The 21,636-nt window shown below is 60.5% G+C and carries 27 protein-coding genes and 2 pseudogenes; 17 read left to right on the top strand and 12 right to left on the bottom strand.

All coding sequences use genetic code 11. The features are described 5' to 3' along the window. Positions 1-68: 68 nt before the first annotated feature. From GC127_RS02890 to GC127_RS02870, 6 genes are read right to left on the bottom strand one after another with little or no spacing between them, the layout of a single operon-like run. Positions 69-365, bottom strand: a complete 297-nt coding sequence (locus GC127_RS02890; RefSeq protein WP_254700815.1) for a helix-turn-helix domain-containing protein — start codon at positions 363-365, stop codon at positions 69-71. A gap of 14 nt (positions 366-379) precedes the next feature. After that, positions 380-529: a hypothetical protein gene (locus GC127_RS22700; protein ID WP_199861188.1), complete on the bottom strand. Its 150-nt coding sequence runs from the start codon at positions 527-529 to the stop codon at positions 380-382. Positions 530-534: 5 nt separating this feature from the next. Beyond that, on the bottom strand, positions 535-939 hold the full coding sequence (locus tag GC127_RS02885; RefSeq protein WP_151976336.1) for a DUF2513 domain-containing protein: 405 nt from the start codon (positions 937-939) through the stop codon (positions 535-537). After that, the gene (locus GC127_RS02880) at positions 940-3,687 is read right to left on the bottom strand and encodes a DNA methyltransferase (RefSeq protein WP_151976334.1); all 2,748 of its coding nucleotides are present in this window, start codon (positions 3,685-3,687) and stop codon (positions 940-942) included. Then, complete coding sequence (locus GC127_RS02875; RefSeq protein ID WP_151976332.1) at positions 3,684-4,106, bottom strand: type II toxin-antitoxin system VapC family toxin; 423 nt, start codon at positions 4,104-4,106, stop codon at positions 3,684-3,686. Before GC127_RS02875 ends, GC127_RS02880 begins: the two co-directional genes overlap by 4 nt. Before the next feature lie 3 nt (positions 4,107-4,109). Further along, the gene (locus GC127_RS02870; protein WP_151976330.1) at positions 4,110-4,358 is read right to left on the bottom strand and encodes a plasmid stabilization protein; all 249 of its coding nucleotides are present in this window, start codon (positions 4,356-4,358) and stop codon (positions 4,110-4,112) included. Positions 4,359-4,560: 202 nt separating this feature from the next. On the opposite strand from GC127_RS02870, the gene GC127_RS23065 reads away from it, so the two are divergent. Beyond that, positions 4,561-5,316 carry a hypothetical protein gene (locus tag GC127_RS23065; protein WP_254699972.1) on the top strand — a complete coding sequence of 252 codons (756 nt, stop codon included), beginning with the start codon at positions 4,561-4,563 and terminating at the stop codon, positions 5,314-5,316. Positions 5,317-5,431: 115 nt separating this feature from the next. Here the strand turns inward: GC127_RS23065 and GC127_RS02860 are convergent, their stop codons facing one another. The 3 genes from GC127_RS02860 to GC127_RS02850 form a co-directional block, all read right to left on the bottom strand. Next, positions 5,432-5,644 (bottom strand): hypothetical protein, encoded by a 213-nt coding sequence (locus GC127_RS02860; RefSeq protein WP_151976328.1) that lies wholly within the window; start codon positions 5,642-5,644, stop codon positions 5,432-5,434. Between the two features lie 166 nt (positions 5,645-5,810). Beyond that, positions 5,811-6,068: a helix-turn-helix transcriptional regulator gene (locus GC127_RS02855; RefSeq protein ID WP_151976326.1), complete on the bottom strand. Its 258-nt coding sequence runs from the start codon at positions 6,066-6,068 to the stop codon at positions 5,811-5,813. 124 nt (positions 6,069-6,192) lie between these two features. Further along, complete coding sequence (locus GC127_RS02850) at positions 6,193-6,444, bottom strand: hypothetical protein (RefSeq protein WP_099913115.1); 252 nt, start codon at positions 6,442-6,444, stop codon at positions 6,193-6,195. 210 nt (positions 6,445-6,654) lie between these two features. On the opposite strand from GC127_RS02850, the gene GC127_RS02845 reads away from it, so the two are divergent. From GC127_RS02845 to GC127_RS02800, 9 genes and pseudogenes are all read left to right on the top strand, one after another. Next, the gene (locus GC127_RS02845; protein WP_009807505.1) at positions 6,655-7,023 is read left to right on the top strand and encodes a hypothetical protein; all 369 of its coding nucleotides are present in this window, start codon (positions 6,655-6,657) and stop codon (positions 7,021-7,023) included. A gap of 43 nt (positions 7,024-7,066) precedes the next feature. Then, positions 7,067-7,687, top strand: a complete 621-nt coding sequence (locus tag GC127_RS02840) for a lytic transglycosylase domain-containing protein (RefSeq protein WP_058243498.1) — start codon at positions 7,067-7,069, stop codon at positions 7,685-7,687. After that, entirely contained in the window at positions 7,684-7,977 is a 294-nt protein-coding gene (locus GC127_RS02835; RefSeq protein WP_009503803.1) for a TrbC/VirB2 family protein, read from the top strand. Before GC127_RS02840 ends, GC127_RS02835 begins: the two co-directional genes overlap by 4 nt. After that, positions 7,970-8,248, top strand: coding sequence for a type IV secretion system protein VirB3 (locus GC127_RS02830; RefSeq protein WP_058243499.1), 279 nt, complete (start codon positions 7,970-7,972; stop codon positions 8,246-8,248). Before GC127_RS02835 ends, GC127_RS02830 begins: the two co-directional genes overlap by 8 nt. Beyond that, the gene (locus GC127_RS02825) at positions 8,238-10,613 is read left to right on the top strand and encodes a type IV secretion system DNA-binding domain-containing protein (RefSeq protein ID WP_151976324.1); all 2,376 of its coding nucleotides are present in this window, start codon (positions 8,238-8,240) and stop codon (positions 10,611-10,613) included. The genes GC127_RS02830 and GC127_RS02825 overlap by 11 nt, the downstream gene beginning before the upstream one ends. Before the next feature lie 255 nt (positions 10,614-10,868). After that, on the top strand, positions 10,869-12,023 hold the full coding sequence (locus tag GC127_RS02815) for a lytic transglycosylase domain-containing protein (protein ID WP_232279259.1): 1,155 nt from the start codon (positions 10,869-10,871) through the stop codon (positions 12,021-12,023). Next, positions 12,023-12,832, top strand: a complete 810-nt coding sequence (locus tag GC127_RS02810) for a type IV secretion system protein (RefSeq protein ID WP_037298780.1) — start codon at positions 12,023-12,025, stop codon at positions 12,830-12,832. Before GC127_RS02815 ends, GC127_RS02810 begins: the two co-directional genes overlap by 1 nt. A gap of 14 nt (positions 12,833-12,846) precedes the next feature. Continuing rightward, on the top strand, positions 12,847-13,503 hold the full coding sequence (locus tag GC127_RS02805) for a virB8 family protein (protein ID WP_151976322.1): 657 nt from the start codon (positions 12,847-12,849) through the stop codon (positions 13,501-13,503). Between the two features lie 2 nt (positions 13,504-13,505). Continuing rightward, positions 13,506-13,970 (top strand): annotated as a pseudogene (locus GC127_RS02800) (TrbG/VirB9 family P-type conjugative transfer protein); the annotation flags it as partial. 38 nt (positions 13,971-14,008) lie between these two features. Here the strand turns inward: GC127_RS02800 and GC127_RS22695 are convergent. Next, positions 14,009-14,170, bottom strand: a complete 162-nt coding sequence (locus tag GC127_RS22695; RefSeq protein WP_199861187.1) for a hypothetical protein — start codon at positions 14,168-14,170, stop codon at positions 14,009-14,011. Positions 14,171-14,220: 50 nt separating this feature from the next. On the opposite strand from GC127_RS22695, the pseudogene GC127_RS02795 reads away from it, so the two are divergent. The 7 genes and pseudogenes from GC127_RS02795 to GC127_RS23330 form a co-directional block, all read left to right on the top strand. Then, positions 14,221-14,457: pseudogene (locus GC127_RS02795) on the top strand (TrbG/VirB9 family P-type conjugative transfer protein); the annotation flags it as partial. Next, complete coding sequence (locus GC127_RS02790; protein WP_151976320.1) at positions 14,454-15,833, top strand: TrbI/VirB10 family protein; 1,380 nt, start codon at positions 14,454-14,456, stop codon at positions 15,831-15,833. The pseudogene GC127_RS02795 and the gene GC127_RS02790, both read left to right, overlap by 4 nt. 4 nt (positions 15,834-15,837) lie before the next feature. Further along, on the top strand, positions 15,838-16,824 hold the full coding sequence (locus GC127_RS02785; protein ID WP_099911251.1) for an ATPase, T2SS/T4P/T4SS family: 987 nt from the start codon (positions 15,838-15,840) through the stop codon (positions 16,822-16,824). Beyond that, a complete protein-coding gene (locus tag GC127_RS02780) occupies positions 16,821-17,015 on the top strand; it encodes a DUF4177 domain-containing protein (protein WP_099911250.1) in 195 nt (64 codons plus the stop codon). The genes GC127_RS02785 and GC127_RS02780 overlap by 4 nt, the downstream gene beginning before the upstream one ends. Then, positions 17,012-17,431, top strand: coding sequence for a hypothetical protein (locus GC127_RS02775; RefSeq protein WP_099911249.1), 420 nt, complete (start codon positions 17,012-17,014; stop codon positions 17,429-17,431). Before GC127_RS02780 ends, GC127_RS02775 begins: the two co-directional genes overlap by 4 nt. Before the next feature lie 12 nt (positions 17,432-17,443). After that, positions 17,444-18,520, top strand: a complete 1,077-nt coding sequence (locus GC127_RS02770) for a type IV secretion system protein (protein WP_151976318.1) — start codon at positions 17,444-17,446, stop codon at positions 18,518-18,520. Positions 18,521-19,082: 562 nt separating this feature from the next. Then, positions 19,083-19,487, top strand: a complete 405-nt coding sequence (locus GC127_RS23330; protein ID WP_008282950.1) for a HEPN domain-containing protein — start codon at positions 19,083-19,085, stop codon at positions 19,485-19,487. A 27-nt stretch (positions 19,488-19,514) separates the two neighbouring features. Here GC127_RS23330 and GC127_RS02760 read toward each other — a convergent pair whose 3' ends face one another. Beyond that, positions 19,515-21,431: a hypothetical protein gene (locus GC127_RS02760; RefSeq protein WP_008282949.1), complete on the bottom strand. Its 1,917-nt coding sequence runs from the start codon at positions 21,429-21,431 to the stop codon at positions 19,515-19,517. A 25-nt stretch (positions 21,432-21,456) separates the two neighbouring features. Next, entirely contained in the window at positions 21,457-21,621 is a 165-nt protein-coding gene (locus GC127_RS22685; RefSeq protein ID WP_008282948.1) for a hypothetical protein, read from the bottom strand. Positions 21,622-21,636 lie beyond the last annotated feature (15 nt).

Below are 21,636 nucleotides of genomic sequence, written 5' to 3'. Positions count from 1 at the left end.
TCAGAGAACATCTTCACGTTCCCCAGTCTCTGGCTGGCCTGATGTTCAGCGGTCGCGCAATTTTGCGGTCAGCGGCTCTTGCTTGGCGACAGGTGGTTCGCAATCCACAGTTCGAGCGGCTGCCCCTTCTCCTTCTTCACTGTCGGCTCAAAAACCGTGCCGACAGCCGCATGATCACCGTCTCGCACCCCCCAGACCACATAGGCGAAGTGCTGATCGGCCAGCCGTGCGGCGTTGGACAAAGCCGAGATCAGCTTACCGATCAACGGTCCGTCGGCGTTGTTTTCCTTGAACTCGATCCAGGTGGTTTCTGCCGGTTTGGCGCGCAGATCGTCCACCAGCCTGCGGGTGCGTTCCGCGCTCATGACAGGGTCAAGCGTCATGGTGTGTTCACTTTCTGACCCATCTCGCCCGACCGGCGCTTTTCATAGGCGCCCTCCTGCATTTCGCGCATGCCAAGCTCGTTCGACTTGGTCGAGCTGCCGTTGGCGGCGTATTTGACGGAGACGGAGGGAACCGATTGAATCACGATACTCACCCCTTCAGCATGAGCTGAATGGCAGTAGCAACGACAAAACCCGGTGCATTCTTTAGACCTGACGCACCAACACCCTTCAAATACGTTTTGATCTGACCCATTATTGTTTGATTTCGAAGACCTTCGAGGAGCTGATACCCCGTCATCGAAAGTTCATAGGTCGCCCCACGGATAGGGGTCCGGGGACCACTGGCGTAGCTAGCAAAACCATCATCATGGCTACACACCAAAAGGTCAGAACGTATAAGCAACCTAACGTGCCCAACATAGGCGTCATAAGCTGCATCATCTTTCGTTGCGCCTAGCACGCTTTGCTTTAGATCGAGCGCGTCAATTTGGTGAGACGGGCAATTCTCTACAGCGGCCAAGATTTCTTTCAGACTCTCCAAGTTCAATTTCATTCAACTCACCTTAGTCGTCATCTTCGTGTACATCTCGAACAGCTTTTCCAGCCGTTCGGTGTCGTTGCGGAAGCGGCGGCCGATGTAGATGCGTTCCAGAACCTCGTCGTTGTGGTCATGCGCGGCGCGGAGGTTGGCGGGCATTCTTTCGGGGTCGTAGAGGTCGGCGATGGTGGCGGGGAAATGCGCCTCGCGGGCCAGAAGGATGCCTTCCGCCGCCGCTGTCAGGTCGGCGCGGTTCTTTTCGGTCAGTTTGGGGACGGGGAAGGTGTTCCAGCCGAGGGTGTTGGAGTAGCGGAAATCGGTTTTCATTTTGCCGCATACCGTGGCGATCCAGACCAGATGCAGGCGCGAGGCGATCAGGGCCATGTTCCAGAGCGGGGCGTCGTAGAAGGCGAAGGCAAGATTGGAGACGATTGTTCCAGGGGCAGAATACCCGCAAGGCAAGTACTCACGGCTTTCCGAAGACACACTTGGGATAACGATTACGGTTTCTGAGCCGGATTGACGCAATTCTCCGAATTTGTGAGGCGTCTTTGCAGAATCAACTGTCGGCTGTTTTGTGCTATCTAGACGCATAACTCGCACGCCCTCGATCCGTGCGCGAATTGGCTCAATACTCATCGCTTCTTGCAGATGCGTGTTCTCAATCCACAGGCAATAACGCTCCAGACCTCGAATAAACTCAGCGGAACCGTAAATCCGGCGGATGAATTTCTGATGTTGCTCGGGCGTCAAGCTAAGGGCGCTTACTTCATCTGCACTCAGGAGCAGATTCCCACCATCCACAGGTTTATTTCCAAAGCTCATTTCTGCGGTGCCGTTTATTGGTTTGGAGGCTTTGTTGATCACGACATTCGGCGCAGCCACCAAATAAGCATTGATGTTGTCCGTTTCCTTCACGACTGACCCACCATCATCTGCCAGCGTGAAAAGCTTACGCACTGGCCCCGCGTGATTGGAAATCGCCACAATCGCCACGGTTACGCCTGCATTGTGGCTGGCAAGGTTCGCCCATTTGAAACTGGTATGGGCAAAAGCAATCTCGTGCCCTGTCTTGAAAATCAGCGGCCAGAGGATCGGCACCTGCTGCCCCTGACAAATCGAGTTGGTGGACACAAAGGCCGACACGGTGGGCGTGTGCAGCCCGTAATCTGCGGCCTTCATGAACCAGCCCGCGACATAGTCGAGCGATTTCCAACTTTTCGTGCGCCCTTCGAATATGCGCTGCAAATCTTCTTTCTGTTCCGTGCTTTGCCAGGTTGAGCCCAAATAAGGTGGGTTCCCGCAGATATAGGTCTCGCCCCCTTCGTTCGCGAAGTCGATCTGCGCCTGATCCAGCGGTGACATGAACAGGTCATCGGCCTGAAACTTCACCCCCGTCCCCGTGGGCGGGCAGACCGACAGCCAGTCCAGCCGCAGGGCGTTGCCACAGGTGATCCAGTTCTGCGCGTCTAGCGGCAGGAACTCGGCCAACGCCTCTTTCTGGCCGCGATAGGTCACGTCGCATTGATATTCCGCGATGATCAGGGCCAGCCGCGCGATCTCGGCCGAAAAATCCCGCAGTTCGATCCCGCGATAGTTGGTCAGGGGAATGTCGGTGCGGCGCAGCGGCTCGCCCCGGCGCTTGTTGATCTCGTGCTCGATGGCGCGCATTTCCTTGTAGGCGATGACAAGGAAGTTACCCGACCCGCAGGCGGGATCGAAGACGCGGATCTTGGCCATCCGGGCGCGCAGATTGGCCAGCTTGCGGGCGTTGTCGCCCGCCGCCTCCAGTTCTGCCCGCAGATCATCTAGGAAGAGCGGGTTCAGCACCTTCAGAATGTTCGGCACGGACGTGTAGTGCATGCCGAGGACCGAGCGTTCCTCCTCATCCGCGACGGCCTGGATCATCGAGCCGAAAATATCGGGGTTGATCTGTGTCCAGTCGAGGCTGCCGATATGGGACAGGTAGCGCTGCGCGATCTTGGAAAAGCGCGGCACATCGGTGCTGCCCGAGAAGAGGCCACCGTTCACATAGGGAAAGGTGTCGGCCCAGCGGGGCAGCTTGGCCTCGGCCCGTTTGGGGATGGCGGTGTTCATCGCACGGAAGATCTCGCCGATGACTTCGTGCGTGTTCGACCCGTCGCGGTTCGCCATCTGGTCGATGGTGGCGGTGAACAGGTTGTCGCTGACGAAGATGTCGGTGTCTTCGGCGAAGAAGCAGAAGATCAGCCGCGCCATGAAATGGTTCATGTCGTGGCGTTTTTCGGCGCTGCCCCAGTCGGGGTTGTCCTTGATCAGCTCGACATAGAGCCGGTTGAGGCGGCTGGTCGCGCGGATGTCAAAGGCGCTCTCTCGGATCTGCTTGACGGTGGAGATGCCAGCGAGCGGCAGGAAGAAGCCGAAATGGTCGGGGAAATCGGTGTAGCGGCAGGCGATGGTTTCGCCGGTGGTGATATCCTCGGCTTCGAGGTCGATGCCATCGGTGGCGAGGATGAACTTCGCCTTGGCACGAGTGGTGGCGGGGCTATCACGAAGGGCGGTCAGGGTCGCCGCGATGTCTCCCGGGGCGCAGGTCGCAAGATGGATGTTGTTGGTCTGCAGAATGCCGCCGATATCGGACTTGTTCGACGCGCCGGTACGCAGGCGCTTGATGGTGGTGTCCTTGTTGCCGAAGGCCATGAGGAAGGCATAGGGAAACTCGGCCGCGTCAAAAGGCTGCTCGGCGAGTTCGGAAACGGCTTGTTCGATTTCAACGGCGTTCATTCGGCTGTCCAGGGGTTGATCAGGTCGATATCGCAACCCTCGAAGTCAGGCGTGTTACGCGTGGCGACGGAGGCACCACGGGTGTGGGCAATTGAGGCAATCTGGCAATCGGCCTGGGCGATCGGTCGCCCGGCGGACCGTCGTGCGGCGGAGATGGCGGCATAGGACTGCGCGGCGTTGCTGTCGAAAGGCAGAATGCGCCCCGCAAGGTCCTCACGCAGGATGCTGTCCACTGCATCAACCAGCGCGGCGCGCCGCTTGCCGTTCCCCATGATCGCGAGGCCGTAGCGCAGTTCCGCTTCCGATATCGAGGTCAGGTAGACGTTGAGCCCGTCCTGCGCCGACAGCCATTGCTCGACCTTGGGCTCCGGGGCCGGGCGCAAAAGCTCGGAGATGACATTCGTGTCGAGGATGATCATGCGTCAGGCCTGGTCGAACATGGGCGGTTCGCGCATGGCTTCACGCTGCGGAAGGTCGAGATCAACGCCGCCCAGAGGCGCGACCCGCGCACGGATCGCCGCGGCAAGATCGTGGGAGGGCTTCGCTTCGCCGACGGCATGGCGCAAGATCTCGCGCGCCTCCTCTTCCATCGAACGGCCGTGCTCAGCCGCACGGATGCGAAGGCGGCGCTTCACGTCATCGTCAAGGTTCCGGATGGTAATGCTTGCCATGATCTCCTCCTGATAGGAGTGTAATCATCGCAATCAATGCGATCAAGGCTAATCGCTGGAACGCATGGTTTCCTCAGGGTGGGCAAGCCGACGCTGTCAGCTCGCGATCTTGCTGATCACCGCAACTGTCATACGCATCATCAATGTTGCAATAGTATATTTTCGTATGTATGCTGGGTGAAGATCGTCAAGGGTCCTTGCCATGCGCTTCGAATTCAAAAATCTCCCTCTGGTGGCCTTTTTAGCTCTCGCCTTGATCGGCCCAACAGTTCCGACGCAAGCACGCGCCCAAACCTATCAGATCGATTGCGCCATCCTGCTGTGTTTGTCCGGTGGGTGGCCGGCTTCCGTGCCATGCGCACGCGCGCGGGCCGAGTTCATCCGGCGCATCACACCATGGCCGGTGGAGCCGCCGCTGCAGATTTGGCGCTGCCCCATGGGCGCGTCTTTCGATGGGCCTGCCAGGTCGCGCCCCACGGACCGGATCTTCGATGCCCTATATGGTGGTTCAGGAACCCCACCAAACTCTTCAGCCCCGCTCTTCGATCAGGCAGCCGAGGCTGGCGGAATGCTCGGGCTGAAAGGCTCCGACGCTGTCTGGGGGAACCTCGTGCGGGCTGATTACGCCCTCCAGCTCGTAGAAGACCACGCCGATATCGATATCAGCGGGCCGGAATTCAATTTCGTGCGCTCCATCCGCGTCTTTGACGTTCGTTATGCCCGCCAGCACGAATCCGGGCGAGATGGCGACTGCAACCGCAGCGCCGTCGTTGTCCTCGGCACCTACGGGATCCAGGGCGATTTTTCTTGGAGGGCGTCGTCACCCGCAGCGCTTCCTGCTGCGCATGCCGGTCTCGAGCGGTGGGGCGAGCACTGCCCGAACATTTATCACAGATCCGTCTTCGTAGAGTGGCGTGACTATAGCGGGAATTACGGCTTCGAGCAGGTCAATTACTGACTGTTGAGCCGCAGCGAAGTCGCGCAGGGCCTTGTACGAAATCAAACCTGCAACGCAGGCACACGCACACAATCGAGGGCCATAAAGGCCATATTCCACCATGTCAGTCGTCGCGTCAGGGCAGCTGCGTGAGAGACGCGAAGTCGATTTCAGCTTTATCGGCATCGCAGAGATCCGGGTAAATCTTTGAGACGCGCTGTGGGCCATGCATGTCCCACCGGATTGCCAGAGCACCTGTGTTCCATCGATAAACCCAGCCAACAATGGTTTCTTCATCGGCTGCAATCAAATTGGCGATGGCGACACCTTCGACCTCATTTTCGTTCACTGTTTACTGACTTCCTGCAATTTGGCGTTGCGGATAGCAGCTCAGATCCAAAGCGTTTGCTGCAACCGTGTGCCGGGCCTCGTTAAAATCGGTTACTGTTCGTCCTCGCGGTAACGAATTCACAACGGGAGAAGTCAGCTCCCGTGTTCTCGAAATATGAAATCGCTTAAATCCTGTGGTCGGGCTCCGTGGCGGCTTTGACGATCGCCAAAACCTCGAAGGGGTCAAAGCCGATGGCGCGCGCAAGGACGACCAGCTCGACGACGTCGATCCGGCGTTCGCCGCTCTCAATGCGTGCCACGAGAGATTGATGGCACTTGAGCCTGTCCGCCAAGTCGTCCTGGCCCAAGCCTGCGCTTTTGCGCGCGTCGACCAACGCCTGGCAGAGTGCCACCTGCCCTTTGCTTCTGATTGTTTTTGCCACGCGTCACATACCTTTTGTGACGTCGCTAGCGGATGAAATCTGTTATCTAAAAAGTAGATATATGAGGGTGTTATCGGCGTCTGGTTTCCATGGGCTGCAAGTCTGATGCTCCCGAGGTTGCCCATCAATCCCCTACCAATTGCAGGAACCGGCCATAGTCCTCGCTGACTTCGCGCGCTTCCTCGAAGGCGCGGGCGCGTTCGCTGTCGAGGCAACGGAAGTAGCTCTGGATATCCTGGATGTAGTCTTCGAAATCGCCACGGATGATGTCCGCATAGTCCCGCGCTGCCTGCGAATCGCTTGGCAGGAAAGGACGGGCCGGGGCGAGGCAGGATTCCGCCAAGACCGGCCCGGGAACGCAGATCAGAAGGACCATAGCTTGCAATGGGAGCAGGCACGTCAACCGTGGGTTTCTCAAACCTGTTATCTCCTTGATCGCAGACACTGGCCGTGACTAGTGTTTGCGTGACCAAACTACAGCTAAAGCACGATATTACATCTTGCGGTTGATAGTATACTATCGTAACTCTGGGCTTCAAGTGGGAATGCCTGGGGTCGCGCCATTGGAGAAAGCGTGAGCCGGGCCATGAACTGGGACATCGAAGCACCAAATGTGGTTACGGAAGCCAGGTTCCGCGAGCTCGTGGAAAGCGGCTATAGCGCAGAAATCCTGTGCCAGGAGTCGGCACATAAGAAAGGCCCCAGCTATTACGGGGTCTGGATCATGCGCGTTGTCTCTGATGACGGGGTGGAAAAGCTCCTGGTCACCGCCCGCACGCGGACGACCTACAACGATATCAAGATCCGCGAGTTCAAGACGATCTCCGGCGTGGTGTCTTTCTTCATTGGCCTTGGTTTTGCGCATGTCGACCTGCCGCTTGAGGCGGGGACAAGCCGTACGCACAAACTTGCGCCGCCAGACAAAGCCCCATCAGACAAGGGCGCTGGCAGCTAACCTCGTCTGTCTCTGGCTGGTCGCAGCACCTGCCTCAGCTCAAATGGTCCTGGTCATGGAGAGCGACGGCTCCCTGATCCCGTCACGCTCCCAAAGCAGCTTTGCTCGAAACTACAATGACGGCATTGGTCAGGGATCGGCGTCCGATGGTTTGGCCATTCTTGGCGAGACTGAAGCAGCTTCCGAACCTGACGCGCTGAGGTTTGCGGCACTCGCCCAGCCAGCACCCCTGCCCCGCGCAGACGTTCTCTTAGGCATCGAGGCAACGGCCCTGCGCTATGCCGGCCATCCGGGCCTGCGGCGCGCAGAGCTCTCCGTGAGGGATTGGCTGGCTCTCTACCGCGCCAATATCGAGGTTGAGAGCGCCTACCGGCAGGATGCGATCTCACATGCGGGCGCCATTGGCCTTGGTCAGCTGATGCCCGACACCGCGCGCGACCTCGGCGTTGACCCGCGTGACCCTCAACAGAACCTCGACGGCTCTGCCCGCTACCTCGCGATGATGCTGGAGCGCTTCGGCGATCCGCATCTGGCGCTGGCGGCCTACAACGCCGGTCCCGACGCCGTGCGCCAACACGGTGGCATTCCCCCTTACCGAGAAACCCAGAACCACGTGGCCCGCGTCATGGCTGTCGTAGCCCGATTGGAAGGATCAAATTCATGAAACAGATTTCAAACCTCTTTGTCGCCTCGCTGGCGCTATTCCTGCTCATTGCCGAACCGGCCCTTGCTCAAAGCATCGATCTCTCCCCGATCCAGAGCCTGTTGCAGGGTATCGTCGATGCGCTGACAGGTCCGCTCGGTGTTGTGATCGCGACGCTCGCGGTCCTCGGCGTTTTCTTGAGCTGGTTCTTCAACATCATCGACCTGCGCCAGGCGCTTTGGGTGCTTGTCGGGATCGCTGGTGTCGCCGCCGCCCCCACCATCGTTGCCGCGGTCTTTGCCGGTGGCTGAGCGCGCGCCTCTCTTCCTCGGCCTCGTGCGTCCGCCGAAGCTCCTGGGCCTGCCCATCATGTATGCGATGGTCTGGCTCTTCGGCTCGGTGCTTCTCTTCGTCTGGGTCCAGCATATTGCGATGCTGGCTGTCGCGGCTCTGCTCTATCCGGTGCTTTGGAAGGCCGCAGATTGGGACCCGCGCTTCATCGATGTGATGATGACGTCGCTGCAGGAGACACCGCCCACGCGCAACAGGTCCATCCATGGCGGGGACAGCTATGCCCCGTGATGAAGCCCCTGATGCTGCGCTCGATCCCCGCACGATGACGCCGGAATGGTATGCGCGCGAGACCCGCCTTGCGCATATGCTGCCCTATGTGAGCCTCGTCGATGGCCAGACCGTGCGCACCCGGGTTAATGAGCTCTTCCGCTGCATCCGGCTCGAGGGGATCAACAGCTACACGACGGACGATGCCTATCTCGACAAGGTGACGGCGCTTTTTGCCCGCATCGTCGCGCAACTTGGGCCGGAATTCAGCTATTACGTCCACAAGGTCTCCAAGGCCATCAAACCTGATCTCGACCCCATCCGCGAGGACAGCTTCGCAGGCGAGGTGGACCGGCGCTGGCGCGCGAAACTCGAGACCAGCGGGCTCCGCGACAAGACCCTGACGCTCACCGTCATTCACCGCCCGCCCCCGAAAAGCCTCCTGCCGTTCCTGAGCCGCAGCGCGCCGGACCGACTGAAGGAGGAGACCCGCAAACGCCTGCAGCGCCTCGGTGAGGCTGTGAACGTCTTCCTCTCGGGGCTGACCGAGCTCAGGCCGCGCCTGCTGTCAGCCGGATCGGGAGAGTTGGTGGGATTTTTGGGCGCGCTCAACACGGGCACCGAGCTGCCGCTCTACCCGGCCAACACCTACGGCTTTCTGTCCTTCAACGTCGCCAATACCCGCGTGACGTTTCACGGCGACCATTTCGAGCTTTCCGAGGGCGTCGTGGGCCACCGCTACGGCAAGAGTTTCACCATCGGGGAATACTCGGAAGGCACCTCCTGCACCATGTTCGACATGCTGAACCTGCCGGTCGACATGATTGTCACCCATTCCTTCACGCCGATCAATTCGAACCTCATGGCGGGCCGTATCAAACGGCAAAAGCGCCAGATGCAGGCGAGCCAGGACGCAGCCCTCTCGCTCCTGGAAGCCCTCGACATCGCCGCCGATGATCTCGAGGCCAAGCGCCAAAGCTTCGGCGAGCATCATATGGTCGTGACGCTCTTCTGCGACACGCTTGAAGAGCTGCAAGCGCTCAGCGCTGAGATCGTAAATGCCGCCGCGACCGAAGGCGTAAAGATGATCGGCGAGCGGGTCGCGGCCAAGGCGCATTACCTCAGCCAGCACCCCGGCAACCAGCCAAAGCGCGTCCGCGCCAGCGCCGTCACCAACCGCAACTTCGCGGATTTTGCGGCCTTCCACCGGACACAGCTCGGCAAACCTGCAGCACTTACCCCCTGGGGCCGGGTCGTCACATATTTGCCCACGCCGGAGCAGAGCGCCTACCGGTTTTCCTATCACGAACAAGGCTCGCCCGACAAAGAACCGACCAGCGGCCATACCCTGATCATGGGACGGCCCGGGTCGGGCAAATCGGTGCTTTCGGCCTTCCTGATGACGCAAGCCCGTCGCGCAGGCGCACGGATCTTCGTCTTCGATTACCGTCTTGGCATGGAGATGGCGGTGCGCGCCAATGGCGGGCGCTACGCCTCCCTGAACGCAGGCCAGCCCACGGGTCTCAATCCGCTCTGGACCGAGACCGATGCGCGGGGCACCGCCTGGCTCTCGGACTGGCTTGCCACGCTTCTTTACCGCGCCGACAAGCCGCTCACACCGGCACAGACCAATCGCATCCAAGAAGTCGTGCGCCAGAACGCGCAGGCCTCCAATCCGGCCCTGCGGAACTGGCGGGATTTCGCATCGCTTTTTGTGTCCACCGATGATGGCGGCGATCTGCACCAGCGCCTGCTCGAGTGGACCGAGGACGGCCGCTATGGCTGGATCTTCGGGCAGAGCCTCGAGGACACTTTTTCGCTCAAAGGCGATGTCGTGGGCTTCGATCTGACCGGCATTCTCGACAGCGAGGCCGACAAGGAACGGATGGCGGTCCTGTCCTATCTCTTCCGCCGGGTCGAACGCGAGATCGAGGATCGCCGCCCCACCATCATCGTGATCGACGAGGCTTGGAAGGCGCTCGACAACGCGTATTTCGCCGAACGGCTGTCGAACTGGCTGGTGACCGCGCGCAAGCAGAACACCGTCGCAGTAATGATGACGCAATATGCCAGCCAGCTTGAGCGCACCCGGACCGGCAAGACCATCGTCGAAGCCGTTCCGACGCAGATCCTGCTGCCCAATATCCGCGCGCAGCCTGCGGACTACGCCATGCTGAACCTCACGGAGAAGGAGCTCGACGTCCTTCTCAACACGGGCAGCAACAGCCGCCTCGCACTGATCCGCGACGATCAGGGCTCAATCGTCGTCGATGCCGATCTGAGCGCGCTTGGACCCAATCTCACCATCCTTGGCGGCATGGAGAAAGGCGAAGCGCTTGTTGGGGCCGACTACCGCGACCGCCCAGACTTCTGGAGGCTTTCATGATTCGTATATGGCGTATCGAGATTTCACCAATAAATCCTGCATCGTTTTTCGCGTTCGAGCGAAGCGAGAGGCAGCGAACAAACGATTCAAGACAATCTCGAAACGCCAAATTGTTGGCTTTGGCTGCGCTCGGCGCGCTTGCCTCCTGCACCCAGTATCGGGAGCCGCAGGCGAACTGCTTCACATTCCTTGCGTCCACGGCACCCGTCGCGCCTGATTGTGACTTCACGCCCCTTGGCACCCCGGAGGGCGACATTGAAGTCTAGCCTGCCCCATATCCTCGCACTTTGCCTGCTGCCCGGTCTCGGCTTCGCCCAAGGCGTGCCGACCAATGACAATGGGCTGACCGCGCGTGACATCGTCGAGACCGGTGATCGCGAGGCTGACTTGGCCGTTCAGGCCGACAAGCTCGCCGTGCGCGAACTCATCGCGGAGATCGAACGGGAGCAGCTGGAAACCCTGCAACGCATCCTTGATGCCCAGACCAGCTTCGGCGGTCAGGGCTTGCCGGCTATGGTCTCGGGGCTGGAAAGCGGCAGCGGGGATCCGGCCCGGTCAGTCGAGGCGGTCTATGGCACGGGCGAGATCGATCCCAATCCCGGCGGTGAACAGATGTTTGGGGATGCGTCTGAGACCATCGAGCAGCTCATCATCCGCGTGGCTCAGGAGACCAGTGGCTTTGCGGGTGTTGGCCGCGCGGGTCTTTCCCCCGTCCAATGGCGCGCGCTGCTGCAAGCGCTGATCTGGCAGGAGAGCCGGTTTACGATTGGGGCACGGTCTCCCGTCGGCGCCTATGGTCTCACCCAGATCATGCCGGGCACGGCCAGCGATCTGGGCATCAACCCGGAATATTACGACAGCCCCTACCTTCAGGTGCATGGCGGCGCGCGCTATCTCGCGACCCAGCTCAACACATTCGATGGCAACATCATCAACGCCCTCGCGGCCTATAACGCCGGACCCGGCCGGGTTTTCGAGTATGGCGGCGTGCCCCCCTTCCGCGAGACACAGCACTACGTGTCGGTCATCCCTGAACGCTACAATCTCTATCTGACCCGTATCGGCGGGATCGAAGCGCTTGGCACGATCGACCCCGCGCTTCTCGCCAATGCCAACCTCTCGCTCACGGGTCATGGGGCGGCCTTCTATGGCAACAACTCGCCCGCCGCGATCAGGCAAGCCGCCCTGCGTATTGCGGATATCGTCGAACGGATTTCCGAAACCGAGGACGTGCAGGAGAGCGTCGCACTCAACACCTATGCCCGCGCCGAACTGGTGCGTCTCGTGGCCGCCCGCATCCGACTTCAGGCGGCACGCACCCGCGTCCTTTCTGCCGAGGAGCTGGCCCAGGCCAGCGCCCGCATGGCCGAAGGCGCGTTCATGGATTTTACGATCAGGGAGATTGAATGATGGGACATCTGCTCTTGAGGACAGCTTTGGCCACGACACTTGGCGTTGGCTTGCAGTTCAGCGCCCTACCCCCTGCCGCAGCACAAGGTGTACCGGTCGTCGACACCCAGAACATCGCGCAAAACATCCAGCAGCTGCGGCAGATGATCGAAGACGAGATCCTGCAAAACGAGCAGCTGACGCAGCTCCGCGAACAGCTCGGCCTTCTCACGGATCAACTCGCCGAGCTGCAAAGAACCTATGAAGCGCTCACCCGACTTGCCGAGCTGCCAGAAATCATTCGCACCGAGATGGAAGACGAACTCAATGGCCTGCTCGACCAGGAGTTCGGGGACATCCTCGCCACGATTGAGGCGATCAAGACTGGGGATTTCTCCGGCCTGTCCGGTTCTGGCGCAGGCGAGATCGAAACCCAGATGGACCGGGTGCTGGCCGACCTCGGCTTTGACGAGGACACCCTCTCGGAAATGGCCACGAGCGGCAATCCCGGGGCCAACCGCGTGGCGACGCAGGCCACCACCGGTGCCCTTGTCTCGGCGGCGGCCCAGAACAGCTATGAGGATGCCGGCCAGTCGCTCGAGCGGGTAGACCGCCTTGTCGGGCTCATCGACGACATGGACGAACTCAAGGAAAGTATCGATCTCAACACGCGCGTGACTGCGGAGCTCGCCATTGCACTGGTCGCCATGTGGCAACTCGAAGCCATCCAGACCGTGGGCGATGGCACCGGCGGCGTGATCGATGCCGCCACCATCGCCGAAGAACAGCGCTTCATGGATTTCACCTTGCCGGACCTGCGGGCCGAGTAATCGCGGGGGCATGAATGGTGGCGACTGAACAAGAAATCATCGAGGAAGAACTGGTCTATGGTGCCCTGCGCCGCGAACGGCTCTGGCAACGCCTTGGCCTGATAGGCCTTGTCTTCGGTATCATCGGCTGTCTGAGTGCCGCGGCTGTCTCGATCCTCGATGTCGACCCGCCCCCCGTCGTTGTCCCCTATGATCCCGCCACCGGCTTTGCACTCCCCGAAGCCTCGGTGGGCGCCTCCTCGGTGACCGCCAACCAGGCGATCATCGAGGCGGAGGTCTTCCGCTATGTGACCGACCGGGAAGTCTATAACCAGCTCGACAACGATCTACGCATCCGCAGCGTTCTGCGCCGCTCGGACGGGGCCGCCGAGAGCGGGTTGCGGCAGATCTGGAACAGCGCCAACGAGAATTACCCGCCAACCGTCTATGGCCCCAACGCCAGGCTCGACGTGGAAATCCTCAGCATCAACCGGATCGGAACCAACCGCGCGACGGTCCGCCTGCGCAAGCGCCTGACGTCCATTAACGGCACCCAGACCGGCCTCTTCACTACGACGCTTCTCTTCGAGTTCCGCCCGGAGACCCGCCGCTCCATCGATGAGGTCTGGACCAATCCATTCGGCTTCACCGTCCTCGAATATTCCATCCGCTCCGACAGATTGGAGAACTGACGTTGTTGTTTATAAGATCGCTTATTTTTGTCATTGCCCTGTTGCCCGGCCTCGCCTCTGCCGAAGCCATCCCGCGTGGCGGTCCCAACGACAGCCGCGTGCGCTTGGCCACCTACCAGGAGGGTCAGGTCTACCGTCTCAGCGTCTCGCTTACCCATGTCACCACGGTCGAATTCGGTGAGGGCGAAAGCATCCGCTCGATCATCGCGGGCGACACCGAGGGCTTCGAGATCGATGGCGTGCCGGGCGGGCAGGCCTTCGCGATCAAGCCCGTCGCGCGCGGTGTCCATACCAATGTGACGGTCTACACGAACAGGCGAAGCTACTATTTCAACGTCGAGGAGGTCCGCAGCCCGACCTTCTACGTGGTGCAGTTCCGCTATCCGGAGGACGATGCGCGCCCGACCCGGGCCATCGCCGCCCAAGCACCAAACTACAATTACGGTGCCAGCGCGCGGACCGAGTTTGAATCGTCCCGGTTTCACCGGAGACCTATAGCTTCATTTCACGCGACCATATCGAGCACGTCGCGCTGTGCATAGAAGTTCTCCTCAGCCTCCGCTGGCGGGATGTTTCCGATGGGGCCAAGCAGGTGCTCAAAAACCATCCGGACCGCACGTGCGCGGACCTCTGGCGAGTAGCGATTTGCCATTTTGCTTTTTGTCATAACCATCATCCTTACTTAAGTTGACGGTCTCCGACAAACTCGGGGCGATTCAGTTCACGCCAACCCGCATCTGGGATGACGGGACGTTCACGTATTTCGCTTTTCCAAGAAACGCGCCTGTGCCCGCGATCTTTCGCTACGCGGGCGGCCGTGAGCGCACGGTCAACACGCAAGCCCCTGAGGACGGCGTGATCCGCGTCAGCGGCGTGAACCGCCAATGGGTCCTGCGACTTGGCGAAGAGGTGGTCTGCATCGAGGCGATCCCGCCCGCGGAGGCCACCTCATGAGCGATACCGGGAACACCGAGCTGGAAAGGCGCCTCGCCGCCCTTGAGAAAGGCAGTGCCCGCGCCCCCACGGCGTCGCAGCGCCGGTCGCCCCTTCTCGCGCTGATCGTGGTCCTCGTCATCGGCGCGGGTGGTGCCCTGCTCTATCTCCTCTCACAGCCCGACGAAGAGGAAGCCTTGCCGACGGCCACCCCGGACGTCTTCCAAAACGAGGGGGACGGCTTTGGCGCTATCGAGACCTTGCCCCCGCCCGAGCCCGAGGTTGTGTTTGTCGGACCGGATCCAGTCGAGCCCAACGCGGAGCTTCTGGCGCAGATCACCGCGCTGCAGGCTCAGATCGAGGAATTACGCAACGCCCCCGAACCGGTCGTCGAGGAAGACACCGCCGCCGCAGAGGCGATCGACGCGCTGACCGCTCAGATCGCTGCGCTACAAGCCGCCTCGGAAGCCGCACAGCAACGATTCCAGGACGAACTGACGGCGCGGGATCGAAGTCTTGAACAACTCCGCATGGATCTGGAACTGGCCCAACTCGAGGCCAGCCGGCCCCAACCCGCCCCAGCGGGCCCCACGGAGGATGACCTGCGCGCACGCGAGCAAGAGCGACTGCGCCGCGAGGAAGAAGCCCGGCGCATGGCCGAGCTGGAGCGCCGCGCCGCGGAGGAACGCGCCTTCCAGGAGCGGCGCATCGCCTCGCCCACCATCGCGTTTGGCGGCACGTCCGGAGCGAATGAAACGGCTCTGACCGAACGCACTTTTGGCGAGGTGACGGATTTCGTGCTGAACGGTGCGCTGCCCTCCACCGTGACGCAGGCCGAGGTGATCGCCAATCCTTCCAACACCATCATCCAGGGCACCATGATCCAGGCCGTCATGGAAACCGCCCTTGACAGCTCCCTGCCCGGCCAGACCCGTGCCGTGGTGTCCGAGGATGTCTACAGCGTCGATGGCGCGCGCCTCTTGATCCCCCGCGGATCCCGTCTCGTCGGGCGCTACCGCGCTGGCGTCGATATCGCGCAGCGCCGCGTCACGATCGCCTGGGACCGGATCATCCTGCCCGCGGGCCAGACCGTCCAGATCAGCTCATTCGGGGGCGATGAACTGGGACGTTCCGGTGTCACGGGTTTCGTGGACACGCGCTTTGCCGAGCGTTTCGGGTCTGCCGCCCTGATCTCGCTGATTTCCGCGGCACCCAGTGCCGCCGCCTCCGAGGTCCAGGATGAGACTGCCGCCGACGTTCTCGAAGACGTAGGCGATGATCTGGCAGATGCGACGGACAGCGTCATCGGCGATTACCTCTCTATCGGCCCCGTCATCTATGTCGACCAGGGCGCCCGCGTCACGGTCATGGTCGACCGCGATCTGGAGATATTCTGAGCCCATGTCGCTGAGCTATCTCGAAACCTCGCTCGACCGGATCGACGCCGCCGCCCGCGACGATGTCATCGAGATCTGCATCAACCCCGACGGGACCTGCTGGGGAGAATTCCAGGGCGATCACTTCATGCGCGCGCTGGATCAAAGGCTGACGGGCGTTCAGGTCAGGGACCTCGGCAACCAGATCGCCTCCTCTGCCAATACCACGATGAGCAAGGACCGCCCCATGGTCTCGGTATCGATCACCTACAAGGGTCGCCCGATCCGCGCACAGGTCATCACCCCGCCCGCCGTGCTCTCGGCCATGTCGATCAGCTTGCGGTTCTTCTCGAGCCTGCCGCTCGAGGGCATTGCGCTCGATTTTCTTTATGGCAAAGAACGCAAGCTCGAAGACCTGCGCGTCGAAAAAAAGCGCGCCTTGCGCGCAGTGGTGGCCGCGGGTTTGATCGATGATGCGCTCGCCTTCTGCGTCGAGAACAAACTCAACATGATCGTCTCGGGTGGCACCTCCACTGGCAAGACCGTCGCCGCGCGCAAGATCCTATCTCACGTGCCATCCGAGGAACGCATCGTGACCATCGAAGAAGCCGCCGAGCTGCTGCCGACCCAGCCAAATGCAGTGACCCTCATCGCCAATCGCGACGCGGAATTCCAGACCGCCGATGTGCTTCTCACCGCCACGCTGCGCATGCGCCCCGACCGGATCATCCTGGGCGAAGTGCGCGGCAAGGAGGCCATGACCTTTCTGGAAGCCATCAACACCGGCCACGGCGGGTCCATGACCACGCTGCATGCCGAAACCCCGCAATTGGCCGTGCAGCGGCTTGCGATCGCAGCACTGAAGACCGAGATCCCGATGACCTATGCCGACATGATCCAATACATCGAGAATTCGATCGATGTGATCATCCAGGCAGGCCGGCATGACGGCAAACGCGGCATCACGGAATTCTACCTCCCCGGCGCTAATGAGATTGGAACTTCCCTATGAAGACCTTTGAATACGTTATCCTGTCCTTTCCCATGACCCGCAAAAGCAGCCTTGCCGACATGCAAGCCAGCCTGAATGCCAAAGGTGCGGAAGGCTGGGAGGTGGTGTCGATCAGCTCCTCGGAATTCGCCAATGTGGGACACACGGTCTTCCTGAAGCGTGAGACCACAGCCGCTGGAGTCACGGCATGAGAGTGACGCGGTTTCGCCTCATCCTGGCTGCGCTCGCCCTCGGCCTCAGCCTGACGTTCACCCCCGCGTTCGCCGAGCGCGACCTAGTCCCTACCTTGGAGCGCCGCTTCGATGTCTGTCCGGACCGCCCCACTGAACTCAGCTGGATGCAAGAAATCCCCCTGCGCCAAGCCTATCAGCGCGTGCTGGTCCAAGACATCTACCGTGCCCAAAACCTTGAGCGCATCGTCGAGACTGGCAGCTGCGATTGCGAGATCCGGTTCCCGTCCTGGGACGATGCCGAGGCGATGTTTCGCGAGGTCCACGCGAGTGACGAACGATGGGAGATGCTGCAGGCCTCGGACGCCTACAACCGCCGCGCCAACGCCGCCCGCCCTGCCGCCAAGGCCATCTGCGAAGCCGCGGGCAATTGGTAAGGCTGATCCCCGATGAGCGTCGTCACCTATTTCGTTGAAACCTCCCAATCCTATCTCGATACCGCTGCCGAAACCCAGTTTGGTGCGGTTGCGGCAACAGTCGGCACGCTCCTGGTTTTGGGGACAACGCTGGTGGTGATTCTCGTCGGCATCAACATGATCTATCAATATCGGGCCATGGATGGGCACACGGCCTTCTGGCTCGCGGTCAAGATCGGGCTCATCGGGATATTCGCGACCAATTGGATGCAGTTCAACGCGTTCTCGTCTGCCATTCTCTATGGGATCGACAGTATCGCGGGCGCGCTGGTGGCCTCGGTCGGCGGCGGCAGTCCGGGACCCTCTGGAACTTTCGCCGAAGAATTCGACCGGCTGATCGCGGAGCTGGGCGACTATCTGAACGCTGCCGGGTCCGAGCTGAACTGGATGGCTGGCGCCATGCTCGACATCGTCGGTGTGCTTCTGCTCTCGATCCTCGGCGGACTGGCCGCCTTCATCCTCGTGGCCTCCCGATTGATGATCGCGCTTCTGATCGGGATCGCCCCGGTGATGATTTTCCTGACCCTCTTCGAGGTCACCAAGGATTATTTCGCGCGCTGGTTATCCGCGCTTATCTCATTCGCGATCTACCCTATCGTGGTCGCAGGGGTCTTCGCAACGATCACAGGCGTCTCTTCCGCTCTGATCGGTGAGCTTGGCGACCCGGAAGGGGCCTCAAATATAGGCGCGCTCATCCCCTTCTTCATGATGGTGCTCATGGCCAAGGGCTTCATTGTCGCCACGCCATTCATCGTCCGCGCAATCTCCGGCAACATCATGATGCCAGCGCTCTCCGGCGGCCTCGGTGGCGGCTACAGCTTTGCCCGCGCCGCCATGGGAAGCCAGCAGGCCTACAATCGCTACCTGATCGGAGGCGCAAGTGGCGCAGAATACGCAGCCCTCAGGGCGCGGCAGTTCTTTGGCGTGCAGCAAATGCCAGTGCGGCAAGGCATGGGGCAGACGGGTTCCGGAGGCGGCACAGGATCCGCAGACTCAGGATCAAAAATGCTAGCGCAGCTGGCGAGATTGGGGCGACTTGGGCGGCGATGACGGCCTTGAGCCGCCGCCCAGTTGCCAAGGATGCCGCACCGCCGCATTCTCCAAAGTCGGCCTTCGAACTGTTCCGTAGGAAGACTCGGGATGGTGTCGCGCGCTGCAGACGAAACAGCCGTTTCCCTTACAAGACGGGGACGTGCTACAACTCGATTCCTCGGCGACAGGAGAGATAAGAGAGTGTGGCGGTCGCTCAGAGATCAGCCGACCGCAAGCGATGAAATCCGTCATCCTGCAAGCCGCTTACGTTGAGGACATTTTGCGGTGATGGGAATAAGAGTGACTCGATGAGCAGAAATAAGATCGACGCTTAGGGCTGGTCGGCGGCGAGATCGGGAAAATTTCACTCGACCAATCAAAGGCGCTTGATTTAGGCAGGCATTGTGCGCTCTAACATTGATATTTTCGCAAAAAGGATGCCAATTTGCCTTTAGAGCTTGGACTTGTCGATGAGCTTATCGCTGCCAGAAGAAGCCTTCACGGCGGTGCAAGGGGAGCCCCAAGGAGGCTCGAAGACGGGAATCACGAGGGGCGTGCATTGAACCGAGCCTGTGTCGTCATGTTGACGTCTACTTTGCAAGCCTACATCGGCGATGTGTTCCTTGCGTGCTCCGAAAAAGCATTCGGCCGGCAGTTGACCGAAGATGAGCGGAAGGACTACGCCAAAACGTGGTCGAGATGGGGAAACCCGAGCGACGAAAATATCATCGCTCTGTTCAGACGCCTCGGCATAAACGACGTGTTCAACGGCCTTTCTTGGCAGGGCCAGTCGACCACAACCTTGAAGAAGAAACTGAGGATTATGAATCAGGTCCGAAATAAAATCGCGCACGGTCAGGATATCATGGTTGATGGGCAGCCTTATGCGCTCACCCTCAATTCGATACAGGGATGGAGACGTGTAGTGCAGACGTTCGGAGAGCGGTTTGAGGTGCACGCACTATCTAAGATCATCAGAGACTAACTGTCGCCGTTCTGGGATTTAGGCTATCTAGCGGAGTGCAGATGGGGATTTGAGGCGGCCGGGAACCCTGAAGACGATGAGGTGCCGGCCGAGAGCGCCACCTTCGGGAATATAAGCGCTGTGCCAGAGACACTCCTCGATGCTTGGAACCGGCCCTGAGCGATCGACGAGTTCGAGAGCTCCAAGGAAACCAAGCTTGACATTGGTGGCTTGATAGCTGGTTGCCTGCGCCACGTAGCGTTTAGCGGCCTCGGGTGAAAACTCGCCAATATGCTTCTTGAGCTCGATAACGAAAGCCGGGCCACCCAGACTGATGTAGATATCTGTTCGCCCGGTAGCGACCCCGCGCACTTCGGTCAGCACTTCAGCGCCCACGAGATTACCCTTAAGGAAGTCGCGGAGGTCAGACTGGAGGTCAGCCTCGCTTGGATCCCTAACACGCAGATAATCTCCGCGCGTGCCTAGATCGCGAATATCAGCATTCTGCCGGTCAGCACAGAAAATCAAAATCTGTTGCAGGACGGCGTCGAACGAACGTTGGACTTCGCCTTTATATTCGCTGCTGTCTGACAGCTGATCACGTAGCAACGCCAGCATACGTTGAAGGATCGGATTGGCAAGCTCGGTGCTACGCGCAGCATGGCTTGCTAACCCGGCTTCGAGAGCTCGTACCATGTCGGAGGGAATCTGCTCGGTCGAAGTTCCCTTAGGGAGAATGCGCGCGAGCAGCGGATATTGCTCATTCTCCCCGGCTTTTCCCGGTAAGGCACCGGCACGGTAAGCCTCATCCAATCGACAGCGGAGATGTTGCGCGATCGTTCGCTGTGTATCCGACCATTGGCCTTCGCTAAGTAGATCGTCGAGATGTGCAGCGAGGCCGCGTTCGCGTAAGAAAGAAGCTTCTACCCGGGGCCGCAACATGGACCGCAGACCGTCGCCGTGTGCAATAGTGCAGCTTGCGTCATAGACGGCTAGGATGCGATCCATGGTCGTGGCGGCATTGATCCAGCTCGGACGGGCAAGATCGTCGGCCGCACGCTGGACCGTGCGTGCAAGCTCGAACCATTCAAGATCCACGTCCTGACGGGGCGCGAGCCATGGAGTCACGCAGCCAGTGCGCAGTACCGCTGCACGATCCCGAGCGGCAGCGACCAGGTCGGCCAGCGTCTCTTGCATATCAGCGGCACTCCGGTTCGCCGCAAAGCCGAGAACGAGATCAATCGCTGATCGATAGGCCCGCGCGTCCGAACGATCATCATCTGCCTCGCAAGCGCGCTCGAAGAGCAGCCGCGCCGTGCCGAGACGGGCATGGATGGTCGCCATATCTTCGCCTTCGAGCGCGCGGGCCAGATGTGCCAGCCCGAGTTCGAAAGCCGCTTCGCCTTCTGCTTCCTCATTGTCGAGCAGCCGGTGGAGCATAGTCAGCAGATCGTCATCGCCCCATGCATGGAAGGCAGCTCCGCCAATCTTCGCGACATGCTGGGCGAAGGGGCCTGGCGCATCGGGTGCGACTTCGGCGAGTTCGAGCAGGGGCCGGTGACGGCTCACATCGCCTTCCAGCGCGAGACGGAAAAGGCCTTCGAGCGAATAGGCAGCGATCAGCGCCTCGCGCTCGGTAGCGTGTTCCCGAATCCGTCGCGTGAATATTGCGACGACCGCCTGCGCCATGGCAGCACGCAGCGTTGCACTCCTAATGAGTTGGTCAATCGCGTCACGGAACGATTGCGGGTCGCGTGCCGCATCAAAGCCGTCAACCAAGAAATCATGCAGGCGTGCACCTTCCGTGGGCGGGGCCGCACTGATCATGTAGGCGAGAATGTCGAGGAAAGGTGCTGCATAGAGTCGATCAGCGTCAGCGAGGATTTCATCCACGCCGCCGAGATCGTCGATCGTGATCGGCTGATTGCTAGCCAGACGCGACTCGAGAAGATCAAGCGCGCTCATGCTGAAGAATGCGCTGGCGGCTGCGCTACCATAGATAATCGTCTCCCGTCGCGGAGCGGCACCATTGCTCGCCAAGCTGATCGACAATCGCACTGGCATTGGCGCTCCCGATGATGATCTGCAGCCCCACGGTTTCACGCGAAATCGCCTGAAGCTCGCTCAATACGGCGGTCAGATCATCGGGGCTCACTTCTTCAGCAGCAGG

This window comes from Roseovarius sp. EC-HK134 (assembly GCF_902498815.1).
GTDB lineage: Bacteria > Pseudomonadota > Alphaproteobacteria > Rhodobacterales > Rhodobacteraceae > Roseovarius > Roseovarius mucosus_A.
This window is presented reverse-complemented; position numbering and strand designations above follow the sequence as displayed.

What these genes read in the sequence shown, in the direction of transcription:
- GC127_RS02890 (WP_254700815.1), bottom strand. Translation starts at nt 365, where the DNA reads ATGAGCGCGGAACGCACCCGCAGGCTGGTGGACGATCTGCGCGCCAAA.
- GC127_RS02885 (WP_151976336.1), bottom strand. Translation starts at nt 939, where the DNA reads ATGAAATTGAACTTGGAGAGTCTGAAAGAAATCTTGGCCGCTGTAGAG.
- GC127_RS02880 (WP_151976334.1), bottom strand. Translation starts at nt 3,687, where the DNA reads ATGAACGCCGTTGAAATCGAACAAGCCGTTTCCGAACTCGCCGAGCAG.
- GC127_RS02875 (WP_151976332.1), bottom strand. Translation starts at nt 4,106, where the DNA reads ATGATCATCCTCGACACGAATGTCATCTCCGAGCTTTTGCGCCCGGCC.
- GC127_RS02870 (WP_151976330.1), bottom strand. Translation starts at nt 4,358, where the DNA reads ATGGCAAGCATTACCATCCGGAACCTTGACGATGACGTGAAGCGCCGC.
- GC127_RS23065 (WP_254699972.1), top strand. Translation starts at nt 4,561, where the DNA reads ATGCGCTTCGAATTCAAAAATCTCCCTCTGGTGGCCTTTTTAGCTCTC.
- GC127_RS02850 (WP_099913115.1), bottom strand. Translation starts at nt 6,444, where the DNA reads ATGGTCCTTCTGATCTGCGTTCCCGGGCCGGTCTTGGCGGAATCCTGC.
- GC127_RS02845 (WP_009807505.1), top strand. Translation starts at nt 6,655, where the DNA reads ATGAACTGGGACATCGAAGCACCAAATGTGGTTACGGAAGCCAGGTTC.
- GC127_RS02840 (WP_058243498.1), top strand. Translation starts at nt 7,067, where the DNA reads ATGGTCCTGGTCATGGAGAGCGACGGCTCCCTGATCCCGTCACGCTCC.
- GC127_RS02835 (WP_009503803.1), top strand. Translation starts at nt 7,684, where the DNA reads ATGAAACAGATTTCAAACCTCTTTGTCGCCTCGCTGGCGCTATTCCTG.
- GC127_RS02825 (WP_151976324.1), top strand. Translation starts at nt 8,238, where the DNA reads ATGCCCCGTGATGAAGCCCCTGATGCTGCGCTCGATCCCCGCACGATG.
- GC127_RS02810 (WP_037298780.1), top strand. Translation starts at nt 12,023, where the DNA reads ATGGGACATCTGCTCTTGAGGACAGCTTTGGCCACGACACTTGGCGTT.
- GC127_RS02805 (WP_151976322.1), top strand. Translation starts at nt 12,847, where the DNA reads ATGGTGGCGACTGAACAAGAAATCATCGAGGAAGAACTGGTCTATGGT.
- GC127_RS22695 (WP_199861187.1), bottom strand. Translation starts at nt 14,170, where the DNA reads ATGACAAAAAGCAAAATGGCAAATCGCTACTCGCCAGAGGTCCGCGCA.
- GC127_RS02790 (WP_151976320.1), top strand. Translation starts at nt 14,454, where the DNA reads ATGAGCGATACCGGGAACACCGAGCTGGAAAGGCGCCTCGCCGCCCTT.
- GC127_RS02785 (WP_099911251.1), top strand. Translation starts at nt 15,838, where the DNA reads ATGTCGCTGAGCTATCTCGAAACCTCGCTCGACCGGATCGACGCCGCC.
- GC127_RS02780 (WP_099911250.1), top strand. Translation starts at nt 16,821, where the DNA reads ATGAAGACCTTTGAATACGTTATCCTGTCCTTTCCCATGACCCGCAAA.
- GC127_RS02775 (WP_099911249.1), top strand. Translation starts at nt 17,012, where the DNA reads ATGAGAGTGACGCGGTTTCGCCTCATCCTGGCTGCGCTCGCCCTCGGC.
- GC127_RS02770 (WP_151976318.1), top strand. Translation starts at nt 17,444, where the DNA reads ATGAGCGTCGTCACCTATTTCGTTGAAACCTCCCAATCCTATCTCGAT.
- GC127_RS23330 (WP_008282950.1), top strand. Translation starts at nt 19,083, where the DNA reads ATGTTGACGTCTACTTTGCAAGCCTACATCGGCGATGTGTTCCTTGCG.
- GC127_RS02760 (WP_008282949.1), bottom strand. Translation starts at nt 21,431, where the DNA reads ATGAGCGCGCTTGATCTTCTCGAGTCGCGTCTGGCTAGCAATCAGCCG.